This window comes from Paenibacillus sp. RRE4 (assembly GCF_031844205.1).
In the GTDB taxonomy this organism is placed as follows: Bacteria; Bacillota; Bacilli; order Paenibacillales; family Paenibacillaceae; genus Paenibacillus; species Paenibacillus xylanexedens_B.
Window position 1 is genome coordinate 1,813,713 of the sequence record NZ_JAUZUT010000001.1, and the last position, 26,389, is coordinate 1,840,101.

The 26,389-nt window shown below is 45.5% G+C and carries 20 protein-coding genes; 12 read left to right on the forward strand and 8 right to left on the reverse strand.

What is annotated here, in order from left to right:
* The first annotated feature begins 248 nt into the window (after positions 1-248).
* Together mbcS and Q9R46_RS08350 are read left to right on the forward strand one after the other, a co-directional pair.
* Complete coding sequence (gene mbcS / locus Q9R46_RS08345) at positions 249-1,862, forward strand: acyl-CoA synthetase MbcS (RefSeq protein WP_311279644.1); 1,614 nt, start codon at positions 249-251, stop codon at positions 1,860-1,862.
* 112 nt (positions 1,863-1,974) lie between these two features.
* Positions 1,975-3,219 (forward strand): aminopeptidase, encoded by a 1,245-nt coding sequence (locus tag Q9R46_RS08350; protein WP_311279645.1) that lies wholly within the window; start codon positions 1,975-1,977, stop codon positions 3,217-3,219.
* A gap of 178 nt (positions 3,220-3,397) precedes the next feature.
* Here Q9R46_RS08350 and Q9R46_RS08355 read toward each other — a convergent pair whose 3' ends face one another.
* Positions 3,398-3,862 carry an AraC family transcriptional regulator gene (locus tag Q9R46_RS08355; protein ID WP_311279646.1) on the reverse strand — a complete coding sequence of 155 codons (465 nt, stop codon included), beginning with the start codon at positions 3,860-3,862 and terminating at the stop codon, positions 3,398-3,400.
* Positions 3,863-4,106: 244 nt separating this feature from the next.
* On the opposite strand from Q9R46_RS08355, the gene Q9R46_RS08360 reads away from it, so the two are divergent.
* Positions 4,107-5,285 (forward strand): leucine-rich repeat domain-containing protein, encoded by a 1,179-nt coding sequence (locus tag Q9R46_RS08360; RefSeq protein ID WP_311279647.1) that lies wholly within the window; start codon positions 4,107-4,109, stop codon positions 5,283-5,285.
* A 354-nt stretch (positions 5,286-5,639) separates the two neighbouring features.
* Here Q9R46_RS08360 and Q9R46_RS08365 read toward each other — a convergent pair whose 3' ends face one another.
* Positions 5,640-6,272, reverse strand: a complete 633-nt coding sequence (locus tag Q9R46_RS08365) for a nitroreductase family protein (RefSeq protein WP_145330361.1) — start codon at positions 6,270-6,272, stop codon at positions 5,640-5,642.
* Between the two features lie 137 nt (positions 6,273-6,409).
* On the opposite strand from Q9R46_RS08365, the gene Q9R46_RS08370 reads away from it, so the two are divergent.
* On the forward strand, positions 6,410-6,649 hold the full coding sequence (locus tag Q9R46_RS08370) for a hypothetical protein (protein WP_145330363.1): 240 nt from the start codon (positions 6,410-6,412) through the stop codon (positions 6,647-6,649).
* A gap of 207 nt (positions 6,650-6,856) precedes the next feature.
* Here the strand turns inward: Q9R46_RS08370 and Q9R46_RS08375 are convergent, their stop codons facing one another.
* Both Q9R46_RS08375 and Q9R46_RS08380 read right to left on the reverse strand, forming a co-directional pair.
* A complete protein-coding gene (locus tag Q9R46_RS08375) occupies positions 6,857-7,633 on the reverse strand; it encodes a M15 family metallopeptidase (RefSeq protein ID WP_145330365.1) in 777 nt (258 codons plus the stop codon).
* Between the two features lie 944 nt (positions 7,634-8,577).
* Complete coding sequence (locus Q9R46_RS08380) at positions 8,578-8,943, reverse strand: iron-sulfur cluster biosynthesis family protein (RefSeq protein ID WP_145330367.1); 366 nt, start codon at positions 8,941-8,943, stop codon at positions 8,578-8,580.
* A 164-nt stretch (positions 8,944-9,107) separates the two neighbouring features.
* Here Q9R46_RS08380 and Q9R46_RS08385 point away from each other — a divergent pair, with 164 nt between their 5' ends.
* From Q9R46_RS08385 to Q9R46_RS08395, 3 genes are all read left to right on the forward strand, one after another.
* Positions 9,108-9,692 (forward strand): TetR/AcrR family transcriptional regulator, encoded by a 585-nt coding sequence (locus Q9R46_RS08385; protein WP_311279649.1) that lies wholly within the window; start codon positions 9,108-9,110, stop codon positions 9,690-9,692.
* Positions 9,693-9,890: 198 nt separating this feature from the next.
* Positions 9,891-10,769 carry an NmrA family NAD(P)-binding protein gene (locus Q9R46_RS08390; protein ID WP_311279650.1) on the forward strand — a complete coding sequence of 293 codons (879 nt, stop codon included), beginning with the start codon at positions 9,891-9,893 and terminating at the stop codon, positions 10,767-10,769.
* Between the two features lie 184 nt (positions 10,770-10,953).
* Positions 10,954-11,562: a DUF1349 domain-containing protein gene (locus tag Q9R46_RS08395; RefSeq protein WP_311279651.1), complete on the forward strand. Its 609-nt coding sequence runs from the start codon at positions 10,954-10,956 to the stop codon at positions 11,560-11,562.
* Positions 11,563-11,802: 240 nt separating this feature from the next.
* On the opposite strand, the gene Q9R46_RS08400 is transcribed toward Q9R46_RS08395, so the two are convergent.
* On the reverse strand, positions 11,803-12,264 hold the full coding sequence (locus Q9R46_RS08400) for an SET domain-containing protein (RefSeq protein ID WP_311279652.1): 462 nt from the start codon (positions 12,262-12,264) through the stop codon (positions 11,803-11,805).
* A 193-nt stretch (positions 12,265-12,457) separates the two neighbouring features.
* Here Q9R46_RS08400 and Q9R46_RS08405 point away from each other — a divergent pair, with 193 nt between their 5' ends.
* The 5 genes from Q9R46_RS08405 to Q9R46_RS08425 all read left to right on the forward strand — a co-directional run bounded on the left by Q9R46_RS08405 (position 12,458) and on the right by Q9R46_RS08425 (position 24,426).
* The gene (locus Q9R46_RS08405) at positions 12,458-14,014 is read left to right on the forward strand and encodes an ABC-F family ATP-binding cassette domain-containing protein (protein WP_145330381.1); all 1,557 of its coding nucleotides are present in this window, start codon (positions 12,458-12,460) and stop codon (positions 14,012-14,014) included.
* A 405-nt stretch (positions 14,015-14,419) separates the two neighbouring features.
* Complete coding sequence (locus tag Q9R46_RS08410; RefSeq protein ID WP_311279654.1) at positions 14,420-19,672, forward strand: S-layer homology domain-containing protein; 5,253 nt, start codon at positions 14,420-14,422, stop codon at positions 19,670-19,672.
* A gap of 274 nt (positions 19,673-19,946) precedes the next feature.
* Positions 19,947-21,782: an assimilatory sulfite reductase (NADPH) flavoprotein subunit gene (locus Q9R46_RS08415; RefSeq protein ID WP_311280977.1), complete on the forward strand. Its 1,836-nt coding sequence runs from the start codon at positions 19,947-19,949 to the stop codon at positions 21,780-21,782.
* A gap of 53 nt (positions 21,783-21,835) precedes the next feature.
* Entirely contained in the window at positions 21,836-23,557 is a 1,722-nt protein-coding gene (cysI, locus tag Q9R46_RS08420; RefSeq protein WP_311279656.1) for an assimilatory sulfite reductase (NADPH) hemoprotein subunit, read from the forward strand.
* A gap of 152 nt (positions 23,558-23,709) precedes the next feature.
* Complete coding sequence (locus Q9R46_RS08425; RefSeq protein WP_145332767.1) at positions 23,710-24,426, forward strand: YebC/PmpR family DNA-binding transcriptional regulator; 717 nt, start codon at positions 23,710-23,712, stop codon at positions 24,424-24,426.
* Between the two features lie 176 nt (positions 24,427-24,602).
* On the opposite strand, the gene Q9R46_RS08430 is transcribed toward Q9R46_RS08425, so the two are convergent.
* The 3 genes from Q9R46_RS08430 to Q9R46_RS08440 are packed head-to-tail and all read right to left on the reverse strand — an operon-like array spanning position 24,603 to position 26,273.
* A complete protein-coding gene (locus Q9R46_RS08430; RefSeq protein ID WP_311280978.1) occupies positions 24,603-25,097 on the reverse strand; it encodes a DMT family transporter in 495 nt (164 codons plus the stop codon).
* Positions 25,098-25,115: 18 nt separating this feature from the next.
* Positions 25,116-25,814 (reverse strand): Crp/Fnr family transcriptional regulator, encoded by a 699-nt coding sequence (locus Q9R46_RS08435; RefSeq protein WP_311279657.1) that lies wholly within the window; start codon positions 25,812-25,814, stop codon positions 25,116-25,118.
* A gap of 33 nt (positions 25,815-25,847) precedes the next feature.
* Positions 25,848-26,273 carry a DMT family transporter gene (locus Q9R46_RS08440; RefSeq protein WP_090924008.1) on the reverse strand — a complete coding sequence of 142 codons (426 nt, stop codon included), beginning with the start codon at positions 26,271-26,273 and terminating at the stop codon, positions 25,848-25,850.
* Between the last annotated feature and the right edge of the window lie 116 nt (positions 26,274-26,389).

The window sequence follows — 26,389 nt, forward strand, 5'->3', positions numbered from 1 at the left end:
TGATGTATAATATAAAGACGATATATAAATGAACTTTTTTACACGTAAACGGAGAGGACAGAAAAAAAACTGGAGAAGCGAAGCTAAAAGCGTTCTGTAAGAAAGCTACATCGTAAGCATAAGCTTCGCCTTTATCACCGGATTTCTCCCGTTAAAAGGGAATCGAAAAAATCTGGGGATAACAGCGATAGGAAGGTTATTCTGTCATCGGAGTCAATGTGTAAACTTGTTCAATTTATATATATTAGATGATAAAGGAGAGGCTCCATTTGAATTTTGAACAGTGGATTGCGCCTGAAACCTATAACCTGACATCCGAAATGGAGAACCACCCGTCAGATCGGATTGCACTTAGATGGCTCAGCGATCAGCAAGAAGTAGAAGAGATTACGTACGGTGATTTGTTAAAACAGGCGAACCGTCTGGCTGGAGGACTGCGTGAGCTTGGTTTGGTGAAAGGAGATCGGGTGCTGGTCATGGTACCACGCCGGATTATCGCTTATGTGATATATATCGCCTGTCTGAAACTCGGCATTGCTGTGATTCCATCCTCGGAGATGCTGCGTGCGAAAGATTTGGAATATCGTCTACGTCATTCATCGGCGAAGGCAGTCATTGTCTGGTCTGAGACCACATCGGAAGTGGAAAAAATGGATTCCGACCTGCCAGCACTTGCCCATCGTATCGTTGCATCCCCTAACGGAGACCACACTGTTCCTGGAGAAGGCTGGGTTAACGTACATCAATTGATGCAGAATCAGCCGGATGAAATGGTTGCTGTTCAGACGCACCGCGATGACATGGCCATTCTGGCATATACCTCAGGCACGACGGGCAATCCAAAGGGCGTCGTACATAGCCACGGTTGGGGTTATGCACACCTGCGAATTGCATCCACGTTATGGCTGGATATCCAGCCGACCGATATGGTATGGGCAACAGCAGCACCTGGATGGCAAAAGTGGATCTGGAGCCCGTTCCTGTCGGTACTCGGAAAAGGAGCAACAGGTTTGGTATACAACGGCTCATTCCAGCCGAAGCGATACCTGGAGTTGATGCAGGCCCATCAGATTAACGTGCTCTGCTGTACACCGACGGAATACCGCCTGATGGCTAAAACGGATGATCTCGGACATTATGATCTATCCCATCTTCGTAGCGCTGTATCGGCGGGCGAACCCCTGAATCAGGAAGTGATTGAAATCTTCCAGCGTCATTTCGATCTAACCATCCGGGATGGTTACGGACAGACGGAAAGCACGCTGTTAATTGGCAGTTTGAAGGATGCACCTGTGCGCATAGGTTCGATGGGTCAGTCCATTACCCCGGGATTGATCGAGATTATCGGTGAAGATGGGCAACCACTACCTGCTGGAGAGGTTGGAGATATTGCTGTGCATCAGGACATGCCTGCGCTGTTCCGTGCTTATTATCAGGACGAGGGTCGCAAGGAAGCGAACCAGCGCGGGGAATATTTTGTCACAGGTGACCGGGCAAGCAAAGATGAAGATGGGTACTTCTGGTTTGAAGGCCGAAGTGATGATATCATCATCAGCTCGGGATATACGATTGGGCCATTTGAGGTAGAAGAAGCGCTGATGAAACATGAAAGTGTGAAAGAATGTGCTGTCGTGGCTAGTCCGGACGAAATTCGGGGCAACATTGTCAAAGCCTTTGTAGTGCTACGAGACTTTTCCAAAGCGTCATCGGAACTCGCGCATGAACTGCAAAGACATGTGAAGGAATGGACGGCACCTTACAAATATCCACGCAAAATTGAATTTGTGACAGATCTACCCAAGACCAACTCAGGTAAAATTCGCCGCATTGAACTCCGTGAACAGGAAAAACGCAACGGTTAGTTTGCGGACTGTGTATGGAGCAATGTAGAGGCAATAGATGAAACAGCATCTTTGATGTTGATGTTTGAGAATACAGCAATTTGAATCTTACCAAAGCAGGAGTGAACCTAACATGAGCTCGTTTGAACAATCTTTTGCAACATCATTGGAACAATACGCCGAACTAGTGGTTAAAGTGGGTGTGAATATCCAGAAGGGACAAGACCTACTGGTAACAGCACCGATTGAAACACTGGAATTTACCCGTCTGATCGCCCAAAAAGCATACGCGGCCGGAGCTAATTATGTACAAGTCGATTTTGAGGACGATAAAATTACACGTAGCCGGTTTGAGCATGGTTCGGATGACAGCTTTGATTATTATCCGAAGTGGAAAGGCGACATGATGGAACGTTTCGCCGAAGCTGGAGGAGCGACACTGACAATTAAAGTGCCTGACCCAGACTTGTACAACGGAATCGAAGCGACCAACGTATCCCGTGCAACCAAAGCGGCAGCAGAGGCGCGCAAAGGCTATTCCAAATATACACGTAACCATGAAATTAGCTGGTGTCTGATCAAGGCCCCAACCAAAGCTTGGGCCAATAAAGTATTTTCTGACATTCCGGAGGAAGATCGCATCAACGTAATGTGGGATACCATTTTCAAAATGAATCGGGTTGACGGCGGAAATGCCGTGCAGAACTGGAAAGAGCATATTGAGACGTTGAACAAAATGAGTGACTTGCTCAATCAGAAAAATTATAAGAGCCTGCACTATCGTGCACCAGGTACGGATCTGAAAATTGAACTGGTGAACAACCATATCTGGGGCGGTGGCGGCAGTGAAAACAAACAAGGGGTCTACACCGTCGCGAATATGCCGACAGAAGAGGTATTTACGATGCCCAAGCGTAGCGGTGTTAACGGTTATGTTAGTAGCACGATGCCGCTGAATCTGAACGGACAGCTGGTAGATCAGATGCGAATTACATTTAAAGAGGGTCAGGTTGTTGCATATACAGCAGCTTCTGGCGAAGAACATCTGAAGAACCTGTTTGCGACAGACGAGGGGGCTCGTTACTTGGGAGAAGTGGCGCTTGTGCCGCATGATTCGCCAATCTCGAATCTGAATCGTATTTTCTATAATACGGGCATTGATGAAAATGCATCCTGCCATCTGGCAGTCGGAAGTGCGTATCCGTTCAACATGAAGGGCGGCACATCGATGTCGAATGAAGAATTGCTGAAACATGAATGCAATGTAAGTTTAACGCATGTCGATTTCATGATTGGTTCTGCGGAACTGGACATTGACGGGGAGTTACAGGACGGCACGATTGAGCCGGTATTCCGCAACGGAAACTGGGCATTTTAATATGAAATGCATAGTCTGTTAATGATGAAACGATGAGTGCAATTTTGGTGTAGTCAAATCGATAACAGATGAAACGTAGAAAAGTGACTTCAATGGAAGTCACTTTTCTGTTTATATTCAATCATTAAGGAGTATAAAAGACTAAGTCCGGAATAAAATATGCGGAATGTAAATTGCTTTAATAGGTTGTTACAGGAATACAAAGTTCGCATAAATGCTGATTAAGCAGTGAAAGACGATATCTTTCGATCACAGGTTTTGTATTATCCATGCTATAGCCATACAAGTGTAATTGTGGAATCATCTCATTCCAAGCTTTCTGAATACCCTCAGTCGTATGTGGAATTGTGATCGTGAGGTAGTTTCCACCCGGTGAGGTTCCCAAATTAATATCAAGGCCAGGCTCTTGTTCAAAATGAAAATCATCGCTAATCACTATACACGCATCATACCTGCAATGTTCTGGCATAGTTACCCGAGGATCATCTTGAGGAATACCGTACAGGATAGCATCTTCCTTCAGCAGTTCTTTCTGGTTCGCCCATTGTTTCAGTTTTTCCATTGTCTGCATGTTTGAAGGGCCATAAGCTCCAGTGTGACGTACATATGCCATACGGAAGGGGCGAAGCTGTTCGAGATACAAGTTTTTCTTACCTATGATTATCATCTCCTAATTAGACATTATGCTTACTTGAAGAATGCTAACATGTTATAAAAAATAATGTGTACTTTTTTTTAGAAAGTCGGTAAAAATGTTGATTCAGTAAGGGACATCGTAGAGAAATGATAGTTTGGTAGCATTGTAAACCACTCAAAGAACTCATAAAATAGGCATGATATGATATGTACAGTGAGCCGTACGTAAAAGTGGTTAGGAGGGAGAATGGATGGTGAGTATGGATGGAATGGATATTACAAATGCCTTTACAGATGAACTTTTCAAGCAATACATATTAGCAAATTATTGTGATCAACGAGGTTATATTTGGGCACAAGATGTGAGTGAAGTGGAGACCCTGGAGCTTCCAAAAGTCGGTATGAAAAATCTTGAGGGCATTGAATATTTCACGGAACTCAGGGTGCTCGATTGCACATATAATGCTTTGGTCAGTCTGAATGTTGAACATAATTTGAAGTTGAAAACGTTATTATGCAGAGAAAATCAAATTGTCGAACTAAATCTGCACTCCAATACACAGCTTGAAACACTGGACTGTAGCTTTAATCGTCTGCGTAAACTGGAACTGGCGCAGAATCAAAAGCTGAAGTCTGTTGAATGTCACTGGAATTTGCTCTCTGAACTGAAAGTAGGGCATTTAAAGCAATTGCAGAGACTCGCATGCAGCTACAACACACTTTTCTCACTGGATATGGTAAATAATGAGCAGCTAACTTATTTGGATTGTGCGAGCAATGATCTTATTGAGCTTGATGTCAGTGGCTGTCCTGCTTTAATAGAGCTTCGTTGTCATCACAATCAACTCAAAAGTCTGGATCTCCGTTCCAATCACCGTTTGGAAAGTGTACGTTGTTTCAATAATCATATTCGTGAACTGGATTTACGTAAAAATACCGAACTTGTGGAACTATATTGTTCTGAAAATAAGTTGAAATCCCTTGACGTGAGCTATAATTCCAAGATGGAGCGCATGCAGTACGGTGATAATCTCATCATTGAACCGGATCATGAAGTCCCAGGCATGGGTATATTTCAATATGATAATGAAACGACGATGTATCATATGAATTTGCAGGAGGAAGGAAGAGAACTGCAAGTCACGGCACAAATTTCGACGAAGGCCGGTATGGATGCATTGTCCGCTTCTTTCGAAGCTGCTTGGGAACAATGGCATGTCCTGCGAGAACAGGCACTTCATATCATTGGTAAAGCTCATCCGGACGAGGATGCAAATACTTTGGTACTGGCAGATGTAGAATTTCAAGCAGAGGGCAGTTTAAAGTTGGGTTTTGATGCTGGCGATACGCCAGCCGGACAGCTCTATATCTATGCTGCATTCGATAGCGATCTCCAGATCTCGGATGAGTTAATATATGAAACGTATTGAAACAACGGAATGTTAAAAAAGCTATGAACGCATTCAGTAACTTGATTAAGTTGTACACACGAAAAAGCCACGAAGTCGAAGTCGTGGCTTTTCAAGCATTTTTTATTTAGGAAAGATCTATATAATTTTAACTACTCTTTTTACACTTTAACGGAGAGGGCAGAAAAAACCTGGAAAAGCGAAGCTAAAAGCTTTCTGAAAGAAAGCTGCATCGGAAGCATAGGCTTCGCCTTGATCACCGGATTTTTCCCTTTGGAAAAGGGAGTCCAAAAAATCTGGGGATAACAGCGATTGGAAGGTTCTTCTGTCCTCGGAGTGGACTGTGTAAAGTCTTTAGTTCAACTTATATAGCAGTTATTCGGCATTCATTTTATTAAAGCTAACGTACTCATGAATAGGTTTGCGATAACCGCGCGGACGCTGTTTGGATTCTGATTTTTTGCCAATGGTAATCATCATCGCAGGTACGTAATGATCCGGAATGTTAAGGCTCTGCTGCAGCTCTTCAGCATTAAATCCAATCATCGGACAAGTGTCCCAGCCACGATCCTGAGCAATCAGCATGAATTGCATCGCTGATAAGCTGGCGTTACGGATGGCATCCTCACGTTGGAAAAATCTACCGCGAGTTTCGTAGAATTCAATAACGCTCTGTGATTCCTGCTCGTATTGAAACGGTGTCATTGCGCCCAAGTTAAGCAATCCTTCGTTGATCGTGCGAATATGATGATGTGCGTTGACATCCCCTAACACGATGATGACCGCAGAAGCTGTTTTCACTTTATACTGCTGCGAAGCCTGATATACTTTCTCTTTCTGAGCTTCATCGGTCAGTACAAGATAATGAGTGTGTTGCAGGTTAAATGCGGATGGCGCAAATTTATTCAAAGCAAACATGTCTTCCAGTTCGGACTCTGAAATCTCAATTCCCTCTTCAAAAATAACAGCAGATCTGCGGTTTTTAATCAATTGATCCAATTCGCTCATGTTGTTTACCTCACTTATGTATAGTTTGCTTGCTTATAAAGTGAATATAACATACTTAATTACTTTATGTAAGTATTATTTTTGAATAAGACAAGATGTGCTCGCCATACGCTAATAGAAAACAGCAGAGGTGAGTCATGAGATCATTCATCCTCAGATTAAAATCAGCTTGGCGGCATCATGAGTTTCAAGTATATGTCTTTGAATCCTCTGCCCTTAAAAAGTTTGTGGTGGTGGAGATCATACTGGGTTACCTTGTATACAAAACAGCCTTTTATCTGAGCCACAACGATTTACTGGCAGGGGCAAGTTCCTGGGCAGGAACCGAAGGTGTGAAACGGTTGCCTATTTTGATTCGGCGTATTGCTGGAGTCTGAAAAACTTGAAGAGATGGTCTGTAACCGTATGGGATGTGAGACTGCTCTCAAGAACATTTTCTCTGAACAAATGGGTGCAAAGAGGCTTTCCTGTAACTACAGCCATCTTGTAATTTATATGGAGAAGGGGCAAGTGTGCCCCGTTCTCCAGTATTCACCTACAAATGAACAGATCAAGTTAACTAAGCTGCTCGCCAAATCAAGAACTTATTTTGCTCGCTCCAAATATTGCTCCAGAGTTAATTTTTGACTAGTGATCTCGCCAGCGATATAGACACCAACATAACGAACGTGCCAAGGTTCATATGAATATCCGGTTAATTTCTCTTGATCTTTGCCATAACGGATGATGAAGCCGTATTTATGGGCATTGGCTTTCAGCCATTTGCCTTCTTTGGTGTTGCCAAAACTTTGCTGCAGATCATAACCTGCCGAAGCGCTGGAAATGTCCATGGCGAGTCCGGTCTGATGTTCGCTCTGTCCTGGACGAGCACTTGTTTTGTTGGCAACAGCTTCGCCTTTGATGCTGGCATTACGGTCAAAGATTGCTTTCTGCGTAGCATAAGAACGGTAGCCCGAAACCGCTTTGATATCGATACCGTCTTTTTTCGCGGCGGCAAACAATTTCTCAATGGCTGATGCTGCGACTTTACGCATCTGTTTCTTCGGACTGGAGCCAGAGAAGCTGAACGGGATGTTAGGAACGACCAGATCTTTTGGCTCATAAGTAGATGGTAGGTTTCTTTTTTTATTCACAAGCACAACGGTGCTGGATAGGTTCGTTACGGTAGCAATGCCTTTGCTAGAGGTCGTAATGGTACGGCTTGGCGCGTTATCTTTCAAAAATTGAGAGAAGCTTGAGCTTGCCGCAGAAGCAACCGGGTTAAATATTTGATTAATCGGAAGTGTAGTAAACGCTGTGCCCGCAAGCACCGAGCCAACGAGTAGCGTCGATATGATGGATTTACGAGTAAATGATGACATGATGGGAGTTCCTCCTTGGAATATATTAATCTATAAACCAAGTATACTGGAGGATTATATCGATAGGTTCTCCAAATGTTTCCGACTTGTAAACAAAGTTTTCTGGAATCTATTTTTCATTGGCCGATTTGGCGGGAGTAAGAATATCATCTTCGAGATAAGAGGTTGGCAATCGAAAATAGTGGAGTCTGATCCTAGCGGCAGTTTCTATGATGTGCACCAACAAATCGTAAAAAAGTATTGGAAAAATCGTAAATTAGAAAAGTATTGAAAAAGTAGATAGGAGTTCGGATATCGCAGTTGCGAGATATGGAAGACGCAGGAGATCGGGTGCTGCGGCACAAAAGATGCTGGAAGGAGAAATGTATGTAAACGGTGAGAAAGAAAGGATAAAAGTGAAAGTGAGTAAGATATAAGAGCCCAAAGAACATAAAATAAAGAGCATAAAGGGAATAAAGAGCATAAAGAGGGAGGGCATAAGTTATACATCAGCAAAGTCAGGGTAGGTGCAAGTAAAGCAATTCAAGCAAGTAACCCAAGGATTTAATCTATCTATCAATCTGTAAAAAATCTAACGATCACCACAGACGCTATTTGCCGCTTTTTATGCGTTCTGAAATTTTAACGATCACCAGAGGGCTTATTTTTCGAAAACAGCCCGTTTTTTTATAATCAAATACTGTTTTCAAAGGAAATAACGTTACTGGTGATCGTTAGATTTTCATTCTGTCGATTTGAGCCTAAATAAGGTTCCTCATGATCGTTAGGAGTTGGTCCAAGCATCAGGTGCGCGAGAAAGCCAGAAAACTGGACAAATCATCTTTGCAGACGCAATAACCTTTGGATTGGGAGCAGTTAGATGGGTCTACATCAAGAAAAAACGTACCCTTTTCCGAGGCTGATGCTTTCTCTATAAGGGTGGTAATACGTTGCTTACCTGCTGTTTAGGATAGTGTACAAGCGTTTTCCGCACTAGGTGTACCTACCGCGGCAGCGCGTGCATCACGAAGCCGGAGGTTACTACTGATTACACCAGAGTCACTGCTGAGCGTAAATGCAGGATAGTTTTTTTGTGCGTCCAATTTCATGCTGGATTCCAGGTTAAGCTGGTGTTTGGGATCCACGTAGAATGGAACAAAATTGGTTTCAATCTGCTCATCCAGTGCACCCAGTTCATCAACAATCAGCAACACGACAACACCGTTACATCCGCAACCTTCCATATCATAAAATACTTTGAAATAACCGGGTTGATCATTCAAACTTGCTGTCAGTCGTTGGGCTGCCAAATCTGTAATTTGCATATGCATATCGCTTCACTCCTCTATATATTGACACCGTCATAAATGGTTAAGGAACATTCAGCCTGTAATGCCATTATACCACTTTGTCGAAAATTAAATCATTCATTTTCTTGACTGATCAGTCTGGAAAGGATATGATGAGTTTAACGAAGAGGAGGTGGGGACACCAGTTGGGAAGAGCGAAAGAGTTTGATACAGAACAAGTATTACGAAAAGCGACTTCTGTTTTTGGCGCTTACGGTTATGAAGGGACCTCGTTAACGGTTTTACTCAATGAGCTCGGCATTGCCCGGCAAAGCCTCTATGACACTTACGGAACAAAACATGATTTGTTTGTCTCTGCTCTGAAATTTTATGTGCAGCAGAAAACTGAAGCATCGACGCAACTGTTGGAACAAAGTAGCAGTGTACGTCAGGGAATACAGCATTTGTTTGATGAGGTTGTCAACGTGTTAACCGATCCGGATCGGCGCAACGAATGTTTTATCATTAACAGCGCGATAGAACAGGCACCTCTGCAACATGAGATCGCTGCGTTTATACAGTCGAATAATCGCATGATGGAGAACGTATTGTACACAGCGCTTTTACGAGGGTGCAATACGGGAGAGTTACAGCTACAAGAAGATGAACTGCATCGTATCGCACGGTTTCTTAACTATTCAAGGCTTTCGTTCACATATACGGCGAAGAGTGGTGCTAGTGAAGAAGAAATGCGGGAACTAGTGCAAACGACTTTGAAGGTTTTGGATTAAACGTTTAATAAATGAACGCCTTAAAAGCGTTTATTTTTTTAACTATTCTAGACTGATTAGTCCGAAAAGGAGAGGGTTTAAAATGAAAGAACAACGGGTGGACAATGAACATAATGTACCCCGGCAAATCATGCAATACTTCACCGGGCTTCTGCTTGGAGGCAAATTAGATGGAATCGGAAATGGGGGGGGTTGTAGATGAGCAATGAGAAACCTCTTACACTCATTACCGGAGCGAGTGGCAAGACAGGAAGCCGAGTTGCCGCACAATTGCAGAAAAAAGGTTATCCGGTGCGTTTGGCTGGAAGAAAGCGTTCGTCTTCAGGAGATTTTAGTGGGAATCATGTCTACTTTGACTGGTATGATCCTGCGACATATGGCCCAGCACTAAAAGGTGTTAATCAAATTTATCTTGTTGTTCCACAGATGGATATACATCCGGAGAAAGTGATGGTTCCTTTCATTCAGGAAGCGATATGGAGTGGAGTAAAGCGTTTTGTGTTGCTGGGAAGTGCATCTGTCGATGAAGAAGGGCCTGTTTTTGGCAAAGTGCATCGAGCCTTGAAAAAGCTTGCGCCAGAGTGGGCCGTGTTAAGGCCTTCTTATTTTATGGAAAATTTCACGGAGGGTCCTCATCGACAGACGATTGCTCAATTTCGCAAAATATACAGTGCAACGGGTGAGGGGAGAATTGGTTTTGTAAGTGCGGACAATATAGCAACTGTTGCCTTCCATGCCCTAACCGATGCCGTACCCCATAATACAGAGCACATCATAACGGGACCGGAATCGTTATCTTATGCAGAGGTAGCGCAGAAAGCCAGTGAAATATTAAATCAGCCGATCCAGCATGAACCATTATCGGAGGAGACTTTAAGAAACCAGATGATTCAAGCAGGGATGCCTGAGGATTATGCGATAATGCTTGCAGGTTTGGATACTCATATTAGAGAGGAAGGGAGAGAAGATCAGGTAACGGATACCGTTTTGCGCATAACGGGTAATCATCCACGATCCATCGTGTGCTTGTTTTCAAAACAGATGCGGATAAGAACATCAGTGAAGCACACAAGGTAGTTTACAAGGTAAATGTACAGGGGATGTCGAATTTGTAAACGTATAGACGAAACTTTGAAAAATATGTTATTGCAAAAGTGAGTAGAACTTGCAACTGCTATATTCTTCGCACATAGGAGTAGTGAATATATGGGGGTTGCAAGATTCGCTTTTGCAAGGAACGGCAGAGAGGATGAGAATGAAGATGTCCGTCAACTTTACAAACCTTGAACGAGGAAGCTGGACAACCGAGCCTGTTCATACCCAACATGATGGAAAACGGTTGATTGTACAGGCTCAGGAAGGCAGTGATTTCTGGGAAGAGACGTTCTATGGTTTCTGTCACCGAAATGGCCATGCCTTGCTCGCGCCGTGGGATGGGGAACAAGCTGTTGAAGTTTCGTTTGATCTAAATTCTTTTACAGAATTATATGATCAGGCAGGATTAATGCTGTGGCATGGAGAGCATCAGTGGATTAAAGCCGGGGTTGAAGTCAATGATGGTATTGTGCATGTGGGCGCTGTTGTCACAGATCAATTTTCAGATTGGTCACTCTCACCTGTACCGGAGTGGGGAGGACGAATCGTTACCATTCGTGCGTCGTATCACCAGGAATCCGTTGTCATTCGTGCACGTACAGATGAGCATCCGTGGCGTACGATCCGGGTGGCGAGATTTGCTTATCCAACCGATAAGCAGGCAGGACCGTTCCTTTGCTCGCCTAAACGGGCAGGCTTTGAGGTTGCTTTTACAAGATGGACCTATACCGCACCAGACGAAGATTTGCATACCGATCCACCGATTAATGATTAAACAGGGAATGGTGCATGAACATTATTGTAAAGGTATACTATGCGTAAAGGATAAGTTGACACAAGGAACATGCAATCCATGGCCTAACAAATCGACATAAAGAAGCAAGGAAGCAAGTTTCCAATAGAGAAACTTGCTTCCTTGCTTCTTACTATGAATACTCAAGCTTAATAGTGAGAGGGCATGATTCATTCTACACCAGGGTCTAATCAATCATATTACCGGGAATAGAGAGCAGAACTACGCATTATTTTTTTCGGATTCCTGAGTAGGTTCGGCCTCTTGTTCTTCCTTATCTTGTATCTCACGCATACGTTCTTCGTAATCGTCCAGGAACCACAGCGGGTCCATATTATCTTCTTCGCCGTTATAGTTAATGAGGATTTCTTCGCCAGCTTTGATGTCTTTATAAGCATAGAAATCAAAGGTGTGATTTTCGAAGTTGATATCATACGTGGCATTAGGCTCGTAGGAATGATTAATCAAACTACCGTATCCTAACAGGATCGCGGTATGATTGGCGCCGTATTCGAAGACGTAATCCTCCAGAATCGTTTTTTCGATATGCTCGTGATCTTCATTCGGATAAGGCACAACGGGTGCCTGATGAATTAGTTGACCTTTTGCAATATCCACTGTAGCAAATACCCCGCGGTTAAACTCACCGCCGTCACCCAGCTTGGACTGTTTTACTTCAATCATGACATTCACCTGATGCTCTCGCTGAGAGCTCCGTTCTATATAATAGTTGTAATTCGTTTAAGGCAAAATTTTACCGCATACGCCGGGATAAGGCAAATGGAACATCACATTTTTTAAATAGGGCGTTGAGTTGTTCGGCAGATAACGCTTATAATATACAAAGAATTAAGTCTATATAGAAAAGGTGTCATGAATGAGCATATTAAATGTAGAAAAATTAAGTCACGGTTTTGGTGACCGTGCTATCTTTAACAACGTTTCATTCCGCTTGCTTAAGGGCGAGCACATTGGTCTGATCGGGGCGAATGGAGAAGGTAAATCGACCTTCATGAATATTATTACAGGTAAGCTACAGCCAGACGAAGGTAAAGTGGAATGGTCCAAACGTATGCGTGTAGGTTATCTCGACCAGCATGCGGTACTCAGCAAAGGACAATCGATTCGCGATGTGCTACGCGGCGCATTCCAATACCTGTTTGACATGGAACAGGAAATGAATGACATGTACGGCAAGATGGGCGACGTTACGCCGGAGGAACTGGAGCAGTTGCTTGAGGACGTAGGTACCATTCAGGATACGCTGACGAACCAGGACTTTTACATGATCGATGCCAAAGTCGACGAAACCGCGCGTGGTCTGGGCTTGACCGACATTGGTCTGGACAAGGACGTTAATGACTTGAGCGGTGGACAACGGACCAAAGTATTGCTCGCCAAACTCTTGCTGGAAAAACCGGATATTCTGCTCCTCGACGAGCCGACAAACTATCTGGATGAACAGCATATTGAATGGCTGAAACGATATCTGCAGGAATATGAGAATGCATTTATTCTCATCTCGCATGATATTCCGTTCTTGAACAGCGTAATCAACCTCATTTACCACATGGAAAATCAAGACCTGACACGTTATGTGGGCGATTACAACCACTTCCAGGAAGTCTACGAAATGAAGAAACAACAGCTGGAGTCGGCGTACAAGCGTCAGCAGCAAGAGATTGCAGACCTGAAAGACTTCGTAGCGCGTAACAAAGCCAGCGTTGCCACTCGGAATATGGCGATGTCCAGACAGAAGAAACTCGATAAGATGGATGTCATCGAGATGGCCAAGGAGAAACCGAAGCCACAGTTCAACTTCCGCGATGCGAGAACGTCAGGCAAGCTTATTTTTGAAACGAAAGGCCTGGTTATTGGTTATAACGAACCGCTGTCCAGACCGCTTGATCTGCGTATGGAGCGCGGTCAGAAAATTGCTCTTGTCGGTGCGAACGGTATCGGTAAAACAACGCTGATGCGTAGCATTTTAGGGGAGATTCAGCCTTTGGAAGGCAATGTCCAACGTGGCGAGAACCTGGAGATTGGATACTTCCAGCAAGAGATGAAGGATGCCAACTACAATACGTGTATTGAAGAGATCTGGCAGGAGTTCCCTTCCTACACCCAGTTTGAAGTACGTGCCGCACTTGCCAAATGTGGACTTACAACCAAACACATCGAGAGTAAGGTCGCGGTCCTCAGCGGTGGAGAGAAAGCGAAAGTGCGTCTTTGCAAGCTGATCAACAATGAGACGAACCTGCTTGTGCTTGACGAGCCGACGAACCACTTGGACGTGGATGCGAAGGATGAGTTAAAACGTGCGCTTCAAGCGTACAAAGGCAGCATTTTGCTGATTTCACACGAACCTGAATTTTACCGTGACGTTGTGACAGACACATGGAACTGTGAATCCTGGACGACCAAAGTATTCTAAAAGGCGCGTATTTCACTTGCATAGAGCATGTGGAATACGCGTTTTTTGTCATATTGGACGGAGGATGAAATAGGACAAAAGAATGGTTGACAGCCTTATAAGCAAACGATATTCTAATTTTAGAAAGCGGTTACATTTTGTTTGAAGAAACCTGTTTACGACATGGGCAAGAAAAAAAACGGTTCTCTGTTCTCCGTAACGTGCGTGATTGCACCTGCCTGAGTAAACGGGGCTTTTTTGCTCTTGAATGAAACCGGTTTCATTGAATGGGGAGGTGTGATTAGCGGAGAAAGCATGGTCTGAGGCCCGATTGACTGGTTCATGTGTACTAGGGCGTGTTAAACCACTACGCTGAATATGTAAGGAACCTGCTTATATTTTCAGGCGCAAAGGAGCGAATCGAGATTGGATAAACTGAGAAAACCGGTTGCAATTCTATTATCCGCTGCACTGATGTTGACTTCCGGACCGTTAATGTACCCGAACAAGGTTCTTGCAGATGGAGCTCTCATTCCCGGATTGTTAATTCAAGACGATTTTTCCGATGGAGACTATACCGTTTCACTTGAATGGCATGTGATCTCAGGCCAGTGGCAAGTGACATCAGATCCGGCGGACGCATCCAACCAGGTTCTTTTTCAAAATGGTACCGATGAAGGTTTTATCACAACGGGTGAGCCCACACCGGACAAGACAGTGTCGATGCGTTTTTATACAGGAGCGGGTGAGGGATTTCCCGGCATTTTACCGCGGTTTCAAGACAAGAGCAACTACTACTATTTCCAAATGCAGGTGCCCGGCAACAAACTCGTTTTCAGCAAAAGAGTAAATGGCGCGGATACCACGCTGAAATCGGTGGACTATACGTTCAGCAAAAATACATGGTATACGCTTAAAGTGGTGGTCTCAGGCACCTCCATCCGCGGTTACATTGTCCAAAACGGGATGGATCAAATGGTTTTTGATCTGAACGACACAGCCATTCCGACCGGTACAGTAGGCATTCGGAACAAGTGGCAGACCGTACATATTGATGATGTGATGATTGCGGAGCCGCCTCGAGTGAATGAAGCTGTGCTTGCAAAGGATGGAGAGACGGCATCTTCAATTTCATTGCATTGGCCGGAGATTGAAGGGGCGACAGGTTACCGTCTTTATCGCTCGAACACGCAGGAAGGCAACTACTCCTATGTAAGTCAGACGTCATCAACAAGTTATGTGGATGAAGGACTAAGCTCGGATACAGCCTATTATTACAGACTTGCATTTGACTACGGGGCATTAACCGAGTCACAGTGGTCTGTCCCGCTTGAAGCCAAAACGGCTGCCGAGGCACCACAGGCACCGGGAGATCTGAAGGCAACAGCGCTGTCATCGACAAGTGTCAAATTGAGCTGGAATACAGTCAGTAAAGCGAATGGTTATCGTGTCGTTCGCGCCGAACAAGGAACGGAAGATTATGTACAGGTATATGACGGCACCCTGTTGTCTTTTACAGATCAGGCACTTGAGCCTGGAAAGAACTACAGTTATCGGGTGACGGCGTACAATGCTGCGGGTGAATCGGCATTTAGTACAGCGGAAGCGCAGACGTACACGGTAGATTCTCCTTCAGGATTTGCTGTTACTGCTACAACGGATACATCCGTTTCTTTAGGGTGGGATGCACTGCCGGGATCAGAAGTCTCTTACACCGTGTCGAAGGCGACCAGTGTTTCGGGGGCGTATCAGCAAATCTATACAGGGAGTGCGACTTCGTTTGATGACACAGGTTTGACGATGGGTACGGGATACTTTTATACGATTAAGGCCAAAGTGGAGGGAATGGACACTCCTGTATCCGCACCGCTTGGTGTATCCACGGTGCGCACAAGTATTACGCCAGGACAAATGTGGCCGGATCAAAACGGCAAACCGATTGATGCCCATGGCGCAGGTTTCTTTTACGATGAAAAAACAGAAAAATATTACTGGTATGGCGAATATCATACGGGGGGGTGGCCTGCCGCGGGTGTGCGAGCCTATTCTTCCAAAGACCTGATGAACTGGACAGACGAAGGCATGGCATTGACGATGCTTCAATCGATGGACGATTTTGACACGAACCCGTTAATCAAGGAACTCTATGCAGGTCGCGAGGATCGTGTGGACATCTGGGCCGATATTCGCAAAGGACGGATTATCGAACGGCCAAAGGTCATTTACAATGAGAAAACGAAAAAATATGTCATGTGGGCCCATATGGATGGAGACAAGGACCCTTACAACAATAATGCGAATTACGGTAAAGCGAAGGCCGGTTATGCAATCAGTGACTCACCTGCTGGACCTTTTATATATCAGAAAAGTTATCGTATGGACATGGCCCCTGAAGGCGAGAAGGACTATTTCCCAAGTGACAGAGGTATGGCCCGTGACATGACGCTATTTAAGGATGATGACGGCACGGGTTACCTGATATACTCCAGCGAAGAAAATCTGACGTTATACATTTCCAAGCTCACCGAGGATTACAGTGACGTCACAGGGTGGCATAAGCAAGGCCTTAAGGATGATAAGGGCAATCCTGTTCGCGATAGCGTGTATCAGGCGGAATACGGCGTAGACTATGTCCGGGTATTCCCGGGCGGACAGCGAGAAGCACCGGCCATGTTCAAGTATCAGGGTAAATACTATATTATAACATCGGGTGCAACAGGCTGGGCTCCTAATGAGAACAAAGTTACGGTCGCGGATCATATCTTCGGACCTTGGTCGGCGATGGCAAATCCGTTTGTCCGCACGTTGCCGAGTGATCCTGATCCCGGGAAGGCATTTGGTACACAGGCGACTTCGGTCATCCCGGTTGATCCGGAAAAGGGCAAGTTCATTTATGTAGGAGATACGTGGAACGGAGGCAATTTTGCCAACGATGCAGCCAAGTACGTGTTTTTGCCAATCGAATTCGGTATAGGGTCAGACATTGCGATCAAGTGGTATAACAGCTGGACACCTGATCTGTTGAATTCCATGGGTAAGGTAGATATCGCTGATAAACTGCCTGAAGCGGTGAAGCTTGGCGAAGTTCCGGTGCTTCCTTCCACGGTAAAGGTGCGTGATGGAAATAATCTCGTGTCAACGCCAGCCGTATGGACGATTAATCATCGCGCGATGACAGCGGAGGATTTTGCCAAGCCGGGACCGCTCACACTACAGATCACGACACCTGAGTATAACAACAAAACGCAGGCAGTTCGTGTGTTTGTCATTCCCGAGAATACACTATACTTTGTGAACAGCGGTGGTTATGATACGGCAGATTACAAGCTGATGAGCAGTTATATGAAAGATACGCTTATGCATCCGGGAATTGTAGATCAGATGTATGCTCCGGCTAATGGTCAATCCTGGGGATATGTTAGTGCCGATGCGCTGCCTTCCGGTTCGAACGGCGGTGATATATTCTCAACCGTACGTTACCTGAATGGTGGCAATATCAGCAATTCTCCGAAAGGCAAAGATTTGACGTATCGTTTTGATGTGCCAAATGGTGAATATGATGTGTATGCAGGATTTAATGACCCTTGGACGAATACTTCTCGTCGTGCGGATTTTATTATTAACGGTACAAACACCGGGGCGATTACGTATATCCCTGCAAGTGTTCGGGCTCAGAAGGGCGCCGAGGTGTCTGACGGTAAACTGGATATCACGGTGCGTAATACTGCATCCCAGGACCCGCTGATCAGCTGGATCATGATTGTAAAACCTGATATATCGTCCCCTGGTTACGGTAGCGGGGGTCTGCACTCTGTCTCCGCCACGGCTTCAAGTGTAACACTTGGCTGGGATACATTACCCGGTGCGGCTACCTATAAGCTGTATCGTTCGAATCAAGAACAAGGAATTTACGAGATCGTTTATTCCGGCGCGCTTCCAGAGTATACGGATTCTGGGCTGCGTGAAGATACGGTCTACTATTACAAGGTCGAGGCATTGGACGATGCAAGCCAATCCATCAAAGGATTGTCTGATCCTTATCAAGTCACAACAACTCGCCAGACGGCTGCTGACGTGGCTTCAGGTATTACAACACTCGAACAGCCAACGACAGCTTCTGCAAAAATTAAACTACCGGTGTTGCCTCAAGGTTTTACGGCATCCGTTCATTCAAGTACAGCTCCGTCTGTAGTCCAACTGGACGGAAGCATTATTTTACCAGCGAGTGAGACGACGGTCTGGATTGAACTTGCCATCACACGAACCTCCGATGGGAGCAGGGCGATAACGACGCCTTTGATCATTAAAGTGCCTGCACGTACAAAATCTCCAGGCGGCAATGATTCGGGAGGGAATTCTGGCGGAGGATCGGGAAATAGCTCAGGCGGTAATAACGGAAATGGTTCATCAAGCAGTAACGGTGGTCAGATAGGCAACAGTAATGGCACCTCAGGGACAGGGCAATCGCAGTCGTCAACTCAACCTGTCACAGAAAAGGACCGGGCTGTTCTTGAACTACAGGTCTCTTCGGCTTCTGAAGGTAATGTACAGTCTAAAGTAGATGCTTCGGTGATTGAAGCTGCGGTCAAAGCCGCACCTCTTACTGGTACAGGACAACGTCTGGTAGAATTTCGCTTAAAGTCTGTTCCAGAAGCGGCTGCTTATGAGCTGACCCTGCCAGTTTCATCCCTGCTGGAGCAGAAGAAATCAGATATTTTCCGTATCGTGTCAGCATTTGCAACGGTTGAGTTACCTGCTGATTTTCTGGCGAGAGAGGGAGCTAAAGAGGGGACAGCGGCGATACGATTAACCCGCACACCACTTCCACAAGGGATAACGGATCGTTTGGGAGCAGGACATGGTGTGCTAATCGAATTTAGCCTTAATCATCAGAACTTCATGCCTGACAGAGAGGTTTCAATTGATTTACCATATACCTCGTCGAAAGATACCGTGGCTGATAAAGTGGTTGCTGTACTCATTGGACCAAGCGGGGAAATTACACCGTTGCCACAGAGTTTTTACGATCCGCAACGCGGCGAGATTATATTTTCTGCAAAATCTTTATCCTTGACTGGTGCTTATGCTGCCTTATCTATGGATGAGAACTTTTCGGATCTGGCCGGAGTGCCATGGGCACAAAAAGCAATGGAGGCACTCGCAGTTCGGGGCGTGGTGGATGCAACGGGTAGTGAGGACACCAGACAACTACATCCCAAACAGGAGATGACACGCGGGCAATACGTACAGTGGCTTGTAGCTTCGCTCGGCCTAAACGGGAGTTCTACTGATCCATTCACGGATGTGAATGAACAATCTTCTTATTATAAGGCTGTTAACATAGCGCGATCACTCGGAATTACGGATGGGGCTGGAGATGGACGTTTCAAGCCAGAGTCCACTATTACTCGTCAGGAGATGATGACCTTAACTGTAAGGGCGCTCGTCGCGGGTGGACTCATTGATGATGAAGCACTGAATTCTTCCGCAACGGATCTTGCTCGTTTCCGGGATGCAGGCCAGATCAACTCGTATGCAAGAGAAAGTGTAGCTGCGCTTGTGAAACTCGGCATCGTAGGTGGTTACAACGGTGAAGTAAAACCCGGGGCTGAAGCCAACCGAGCCGAATCTGCTGCGCTGATCTATGCCATGATGAGCAAGCTGGTCTGGAAAAAGTGATGAATCACTGTAACTTGTAAAATAGAAAAGAAGCTTGTTTTGACCTGAAGTCAGGTCAAAGCAAGCTTTTTTTGCTGATCATTGTCGATGGTTGTTGATGTATTTGCAAACAGGCGATTCGCACGTTTTGTTCCTTTATCAGTGAAACTGATAAATGGTATAAAATCATTGAAATTGACCCTCATCCCCCGGTGTGTTAGGTTCTAGAGAGAAGAAATTAATATGATCATTTTAGTAGGAATTAAAATCGAAGTAATGCGTGAGGTGGCAGATGGTGGAACTTCAAGTGACAAATAGTCCTTTTAATCAAGAGCAGGTAGAATTGCTCAATCGACTTATTCCTACATTAACGGACGGACAAAGACTCTGGCTTGGTGGGTATATTGCAGCGTTTCAAGCAGGTGTGGCAACACCACAGGCAGGTCTGATCGGGCAAGTTGGACAAAATCCGGTAGCAGCGCCAGTCAGCGCTCCGGCCGTTTCCCGAGAAGTTACGGTATTATATGGTTCCCAGACAGGAAATTCAATCGGGCTGTCTAAAAAACTAGGAAAAAAACTGGAAGAGCAAGGATTGCAAGTGACCTTGTCATCCATGGGAGATTTCAAGCCGAACGGACTGAAGAAAATTGAAAATCTTCTGATTGTGGTCAGCACACACGGAGAAGGCGAACCGCCGGATAATGCAATTCCTTTTCATGAGTTCTTGAATAGCAAACGTGCTCCAAAGCTGGACGGACTTCGTTATTCCGTATTGGCGCTTGGAGATACCTCTTATGAATTCTTCTGTCAAACGGGTAAGGAGTTTGATAAACGGCTTCAGGAGCTGGGCGGCACAGCTTTGGTTCCACGTGTAGACTGTGATGTTGATTTTGATGAGCCAGCTGCAGCGTGGATGAATGATGTACTTGCTGCGCTTAGCAGCACAGCAGCTACTGCGGGTGCGGTAACGAGTGAAGCGATCACAGCCGCGGTAAGTGGTGGAGAATCGGAATTTAACCGCACAAACCCGTTCAAGGCAGAGGTGCTGGAAAATCTCAACTTGAATGGCCGCGGATCAGATCGTGAGACACGTCATATTGAACTATCTTTGGAAGGCTCCAATCTGGATTATGAGCCGGGCGACAGCCTGGGGGTTTTCCCGGAAAACCATCCGCGCCTTGTAGATGAATTAATTGCAGCTATGGGGTGGAATGCAGACGAACAGGTTACGGTGAACAAAAATGGAGATCAGGTATCGGTCTACGAAGCACTGCTACGTCATTACGAAATTACAGCAGTAACCAAACCGGTGGCAGAACAACTCGCCAAATTGAGTTCAGGAAACGAATTAACAGCATTGCTTGCCAACGATTCCGAATTCCGTAACGTCATGAATAGCTGCGATCTGCTTGATGTAGTTCAGGACTACGCACTGAAGGGCATTCCAGCCGCTCAATTTCTAGCGGTTCTTCGAAAAATTCCGGCACGCCTGTACTCCATTGCGAGCAGCTCCAAGTCCTACCCCGATGAGGTTCATCTGACGGTTCGGACTGTACGATACGAAGCGCGTGGCAGACAACGTTATGGTGTATGCTCGGTGCATCTCGCTGAACGAATCGAGGCAGGTGACACCTTGCCGGTGTATATTCAGCATAATCCGAACTTCAAATTACCTGAAAATCCGGAAACACCGATCATTATGGTTGGACCTGGGACAGGGGTAGCTCCATTCCGAGCTTTCCTTGGCGAAAGGGAAGAGACGGGTGCGGAAGGAAAAACATGGCTGTTCTACGGGGACCAGCACTTCGCTACAGACTTCCTTTACCAAACGGAGTGGCAACGCTGGCTCAAGGATGGCGTTCTGACGAAAATGGATGTTGCCTTCTCTCGTGATACGGAACAGAAAGTATACGTACAGCATCGTATGCTGGAACATAGCAAGGAATTGTACCAATGGCTTCAGGAAGGGGCAAGTGTGTATATCTGCGGCGATGAGAAAAAAATGGCTCATGATGTACACGCGGCGCTGATTACGATTCTACAGCAGGAAGGCGGCTTGTCGTCCGAGCAGGCTGTGGAATACATGACACGGTTACAACAGGAGAAACGTTATCAGCGGGATGTGTATTAATCCAAGGCTAAGCCGAAAGGTTATATTCCGCAGAAACGAGAGGAGAAAGCGGCATGGCTTATAATAACTTACTTAATCCGCAACGTACCAACAGCGATGTGGAAGATATAAAGATCAAGAGCAATTACTTGCGTGGAAGTCTCACGGAGACACTGGCTGATCGCATTACTGGCGCGATTCCTGAAGATGACAACCGTCTGATGAAACATCATGGCAGCTATATGCAGGATGACCGGGATCTGCGCAACGAGCGCAACAAATCCAAGCTGGAGCCCGCATACCAGTTCATGCTACGTGTGCGTGCTTCCGGGGGAATCGTAACGCCGGAGCAGTGGCTGATGATGGATCGTGTTGCCCATAAATATGCGAATCAGACGATCCGTCTGACAACCCGTCAATCGTTTCAGCTACACGGGGTGTTGAAATGGGATCTCAAAAATACGATTCGTGAGGTCAATGACTCTTTGCTCAGTACACTCGCTGCATGTGGAGACGTTAACCGTAACGTGATGTGCAACCCGAATCCGAATCAGTCTGAGATTCATGCTGAGGTGTATGAATGGGCTTGTCAGGTGAGTAATCATCTGGACCCTCGAACTCGTGCATATCATGAACTGTGGCTCGATGGGCAGAAAGTCATTGATTCCCAGGATTCGGACGAAGAGGTAGAACCGATCTATGGCAAGGTATACTTGCCGCGTAAGTTCAAAATTGGTATCGCGGTACCGCCGTCCAATGATGTAGATGTATTTTCACAGGATCTCGGTTTTATCGCCATTGTAGAGAACGGCAAACTGCAAGGATTCAACGTGTCTGTTGGCGGAGGAATGGGCATGTCTCACGGAGATTCGAAGACATATCCTCAGGTATCCAAAGTCATTGGTTTCTGCACGCCGGAGCAGATGATCGATGTTGCAGAGAAAACGGTCATGATTCAGCGTGATTACGGGGATCGTGCGGTTCGTAAACATGCGCGTTTCAAATATACCATCGATGACCATGGCCTGGAGTGGTTTGTTGATGAGTTAACGAGTCGTCTGGGCTGGAGTCTGGAAGCGGCACGTGCGTATCATTTTGACCATAATGGGGATCGTTATGGCTGGGTGAAAGGCAGTAATGGCAAATGGCATTACACGTTATTCATTCAGAATGGACGGGTAAAAGATGTAGACGGTTATCCGCTTATGACGGGTTTGCGCGAAATTGCCAAAATACACACCGGAGATTTCCGGCTGACGGCGAACCAAAACCTGATTATCGGTAACATTAGCAGCCAGAAAAAGAAAAAGATTGAAGCATTGATGCAACAATACAATCTGACCGACGGAGCTCATTATTCAGCGCTTCGCAGAAGTTCCATGGCTTGTGTCGCACTCCCGACCTGTGGCCTTGCCATGGCTGAGTCCGAGCGTTACCTGCCATCCTTGATCGACAAACTGGAGCCTGTACTGGATGAAGCGGGTTTGAGGGATGAAGAGATTGTCATTCGTATGACAGGCTGCCCGAACGGGTGCGCCAGACCGATGCTGGCCGAGATTGCTTTTATCGGAAAGGCACCAGGCAAGTACAATTTCTATCTCGGTGGTAGTTTTACAGGTCATCGTCTGAACAAATTGTACCGTGAAAATATCGGTGAAAATGAGATTCTGGACACACTGACACCGATGATTAATCAATATGCCAAAGAGCGCAATGAAGGCGAGCATTTCGGAGACTTCGTGATCCGTGCGGGTTATGTCCCTGAAGTGCTGGACGGAAGACAGTTCCACGCGTAACTTGACGTTTACCCAAAAAGCATTCCTTACGGAGTGCTTTTTGTTTCTTCGATGTAGCATCGTTTGATGAGATGAACTTGTTGAACCAAGCGCAACACGATATAATGACAAAGTAGAAAGCAGATTACATGTTGAAAGTGAGCGGAAACGATATGGGTCGTAAGTGGAATAATATTAAGGAAAAGAAAGCGTCAAAAGACGCAAACACAAGCCGGGTCTACGCGAAATTTGGCGTTGAGATCTATGTTGCGGCGAAAAAGGGTGAACCGGACCCAGAAGCGAACCGTGCGCTGAAGGTCGTTCTGGAGCGTGCCAAAACGTATAACGTACCTAAAGCTATCATTGACCGTGCGATGGAAAAAGCAAAAGGCAGCGGCGATGAGAACTATGAAGAGTTGCGTTACGAAGGCTTCGGGCCAAACGGTGCAATGGTTATCGTGGATGCGCTCACGAATAACGTCAACCGGACAGCACCTGAAGTGCGTTCTGCGTTTAACAAAAACGGGGGCAACATGGGTGTGAGTGGTTCCGTTGCTTACATGTTTGATCCTACAGCAGTCATCGGCGTTGAAGGTAAAAATGCGGAAGAAGTGCTGGAAATCATGTTGGAGGCAGACGTAGATGTGCGTGATATCGTGGATGAAGATGAAGCGGTTATCGTATACGCAGAGCCAGACCAATTCCACGCCGTGCAAGAAGCATTCAAGGCTGCGGGTGTGAACGACTTCACCGTAGCCGAGCTGACGATGCTGGCGCAAAACCACATTGAATTGCCTGCAGATGCCCAAGTTCAGTTCGAGAAGCTGATCGACGCGCTCGAAGACTTGGAAGATGTGCAACAGGTATATCATAACGTGGAGTTTGTGTAAGCGAGCTAATTACTCACTCAGTCTGATATTTTTTGATTGATTAATATCGTGACTCCAGAGTAATCTACTTAACTTACTTACGTATGTTCTAAATTTAATTATGCTCTAAAATGTTTGAATTAAAAAGAGTGTCTATCCAATCCATTTCGATTGGGAGACACTCTTTGTGTTTATGGTTAAGATTTACTCGGCAAAGTGTGGGCTTGCTTATCCGATGAATCGGATGTCTCTTTTTTCAGTCCGCCAAATTTAAAGAGCACGATGCCACCTACTATGACAAGTACACCAATAAGTTGGTTCCATGAGAACGGAATTTTCTCCAGACCAAGCCAACCCATAGAATCAAATAGTAAAGCGAAGCTTAACTGAGAAGTTAGTACGATGGAGATCGCATAAGTTGGACCGAGCAGCTTCATGCCTTGAACGAGACAGAACACGACACCTACACCAATCGCACCACTCAGCCAGTACCACGACTGCATATGCTGAAAGCTAAATGTATTTTTGCCTTCAACGAGGAGAGAAATTACGAAAGAAGCAATAAATCCGGTAAATAATACCATCGTTGTGGTCGACCATGAACCGGTGCGTTCATTGACTTTACTATTAAATATCGTTTGCAGACTGACCAGTGAACCAGCCAGTAGCGCAAGTAAAATACCTGTAATGATCATGCGTGTCCTAACTCCTTATTCATAAATGTTGTGTCCCGCAATGTGCCTAAGGCCTGCACGATTTTTAATGCGGATTAATCCTTGATCCCGTTGGATGTAACCGTCAGCACATAGCTTCTGAATCACCCGATTCAAATGGCGATAGCTGGTGCCGATCAGGTTGGCGATGTCCGTCAGGTTAAAAGCATCCAGTTCCTCATGCATTACGGTTCCGTCTTCATCCGTTGAGATGGATAACAGATAACTGGCTAAGCGAACATCCACCGAATACATCAGATTAAAGTTCGAAAAGTTCGAATCAATGTAAAACTTGTGTGAGATGATTTTTAGCAAAAATTGCAGTAATGGTGCGTAATCACTGGCAAGCTCAGTAAGCCAGCGGTAATGAATACGTAGCATCACAACAGGGGACACCGCCTGAACGGTGTTAACGATGTTACTTTCACGCACATACTCGATGTCTCCGACCACTTCAAGGGGTGTCTTGAAACAGAGCACGAGTGTTTTGTCTTGTGGAGAGGTGGTGAAAATTTTAATTTTCCCCTCTACCAGGACATATAAGTATTCGGAAGCTTCGCCTTCGCGGCAGATCAGCTCACATTTATCGAATTGACATAGGCTCATATGAGGACGCAGGTGTTCGTGAAAAACCGCCTCCAATTGATACTGTTTCAAATAGTCCGTAATTTGCTGGGATTGATGAATCTCTTCCATGCGGTTCTCACCTCTGCATTAATTGTAATGAAACTACAGCTTCATGATGATGACACCGGCGATCATTAGAGCAATACCTAGGAATTGCGGCAGTTTCATTTTTTGTTTAAGCACGCCAAACCATCCATTGCTGTCGATCAAAAAAGTTAGAAACAATTGGGCAATCAACAATGCCGAGATCGTAAAAGTGACGCCAATTTGCTGAATCGCAGAGACTTCACTGAAAATAATAACTGCACCAAATGCGCCTCCAGCCAGATACATCGGTTTAACCTGTTTAATACCCTGAAGATTGGTATCCCGCACAAACATCAGGATGATCGCCGCGAGTATAAATCCCGTTAGCTGGGTGATTGAGGCGGCCTGCCATGTGCCTATGTCTGTGCTGATTCTGGTGTTAGCAACCCCTTGCAACGTAATGCAAGCTCCGCCCAGCAGGGCAAAAATAATTCCTCTCATCTTTCTCCGTACACTCCTTCAATGCATGACTTCGACTTCTATTAAATGATAAATATCTCCAAACAGCCAAGGACAAATGTCCTGAGTCTGAAATTTACAGCATTTAGCGTACACTA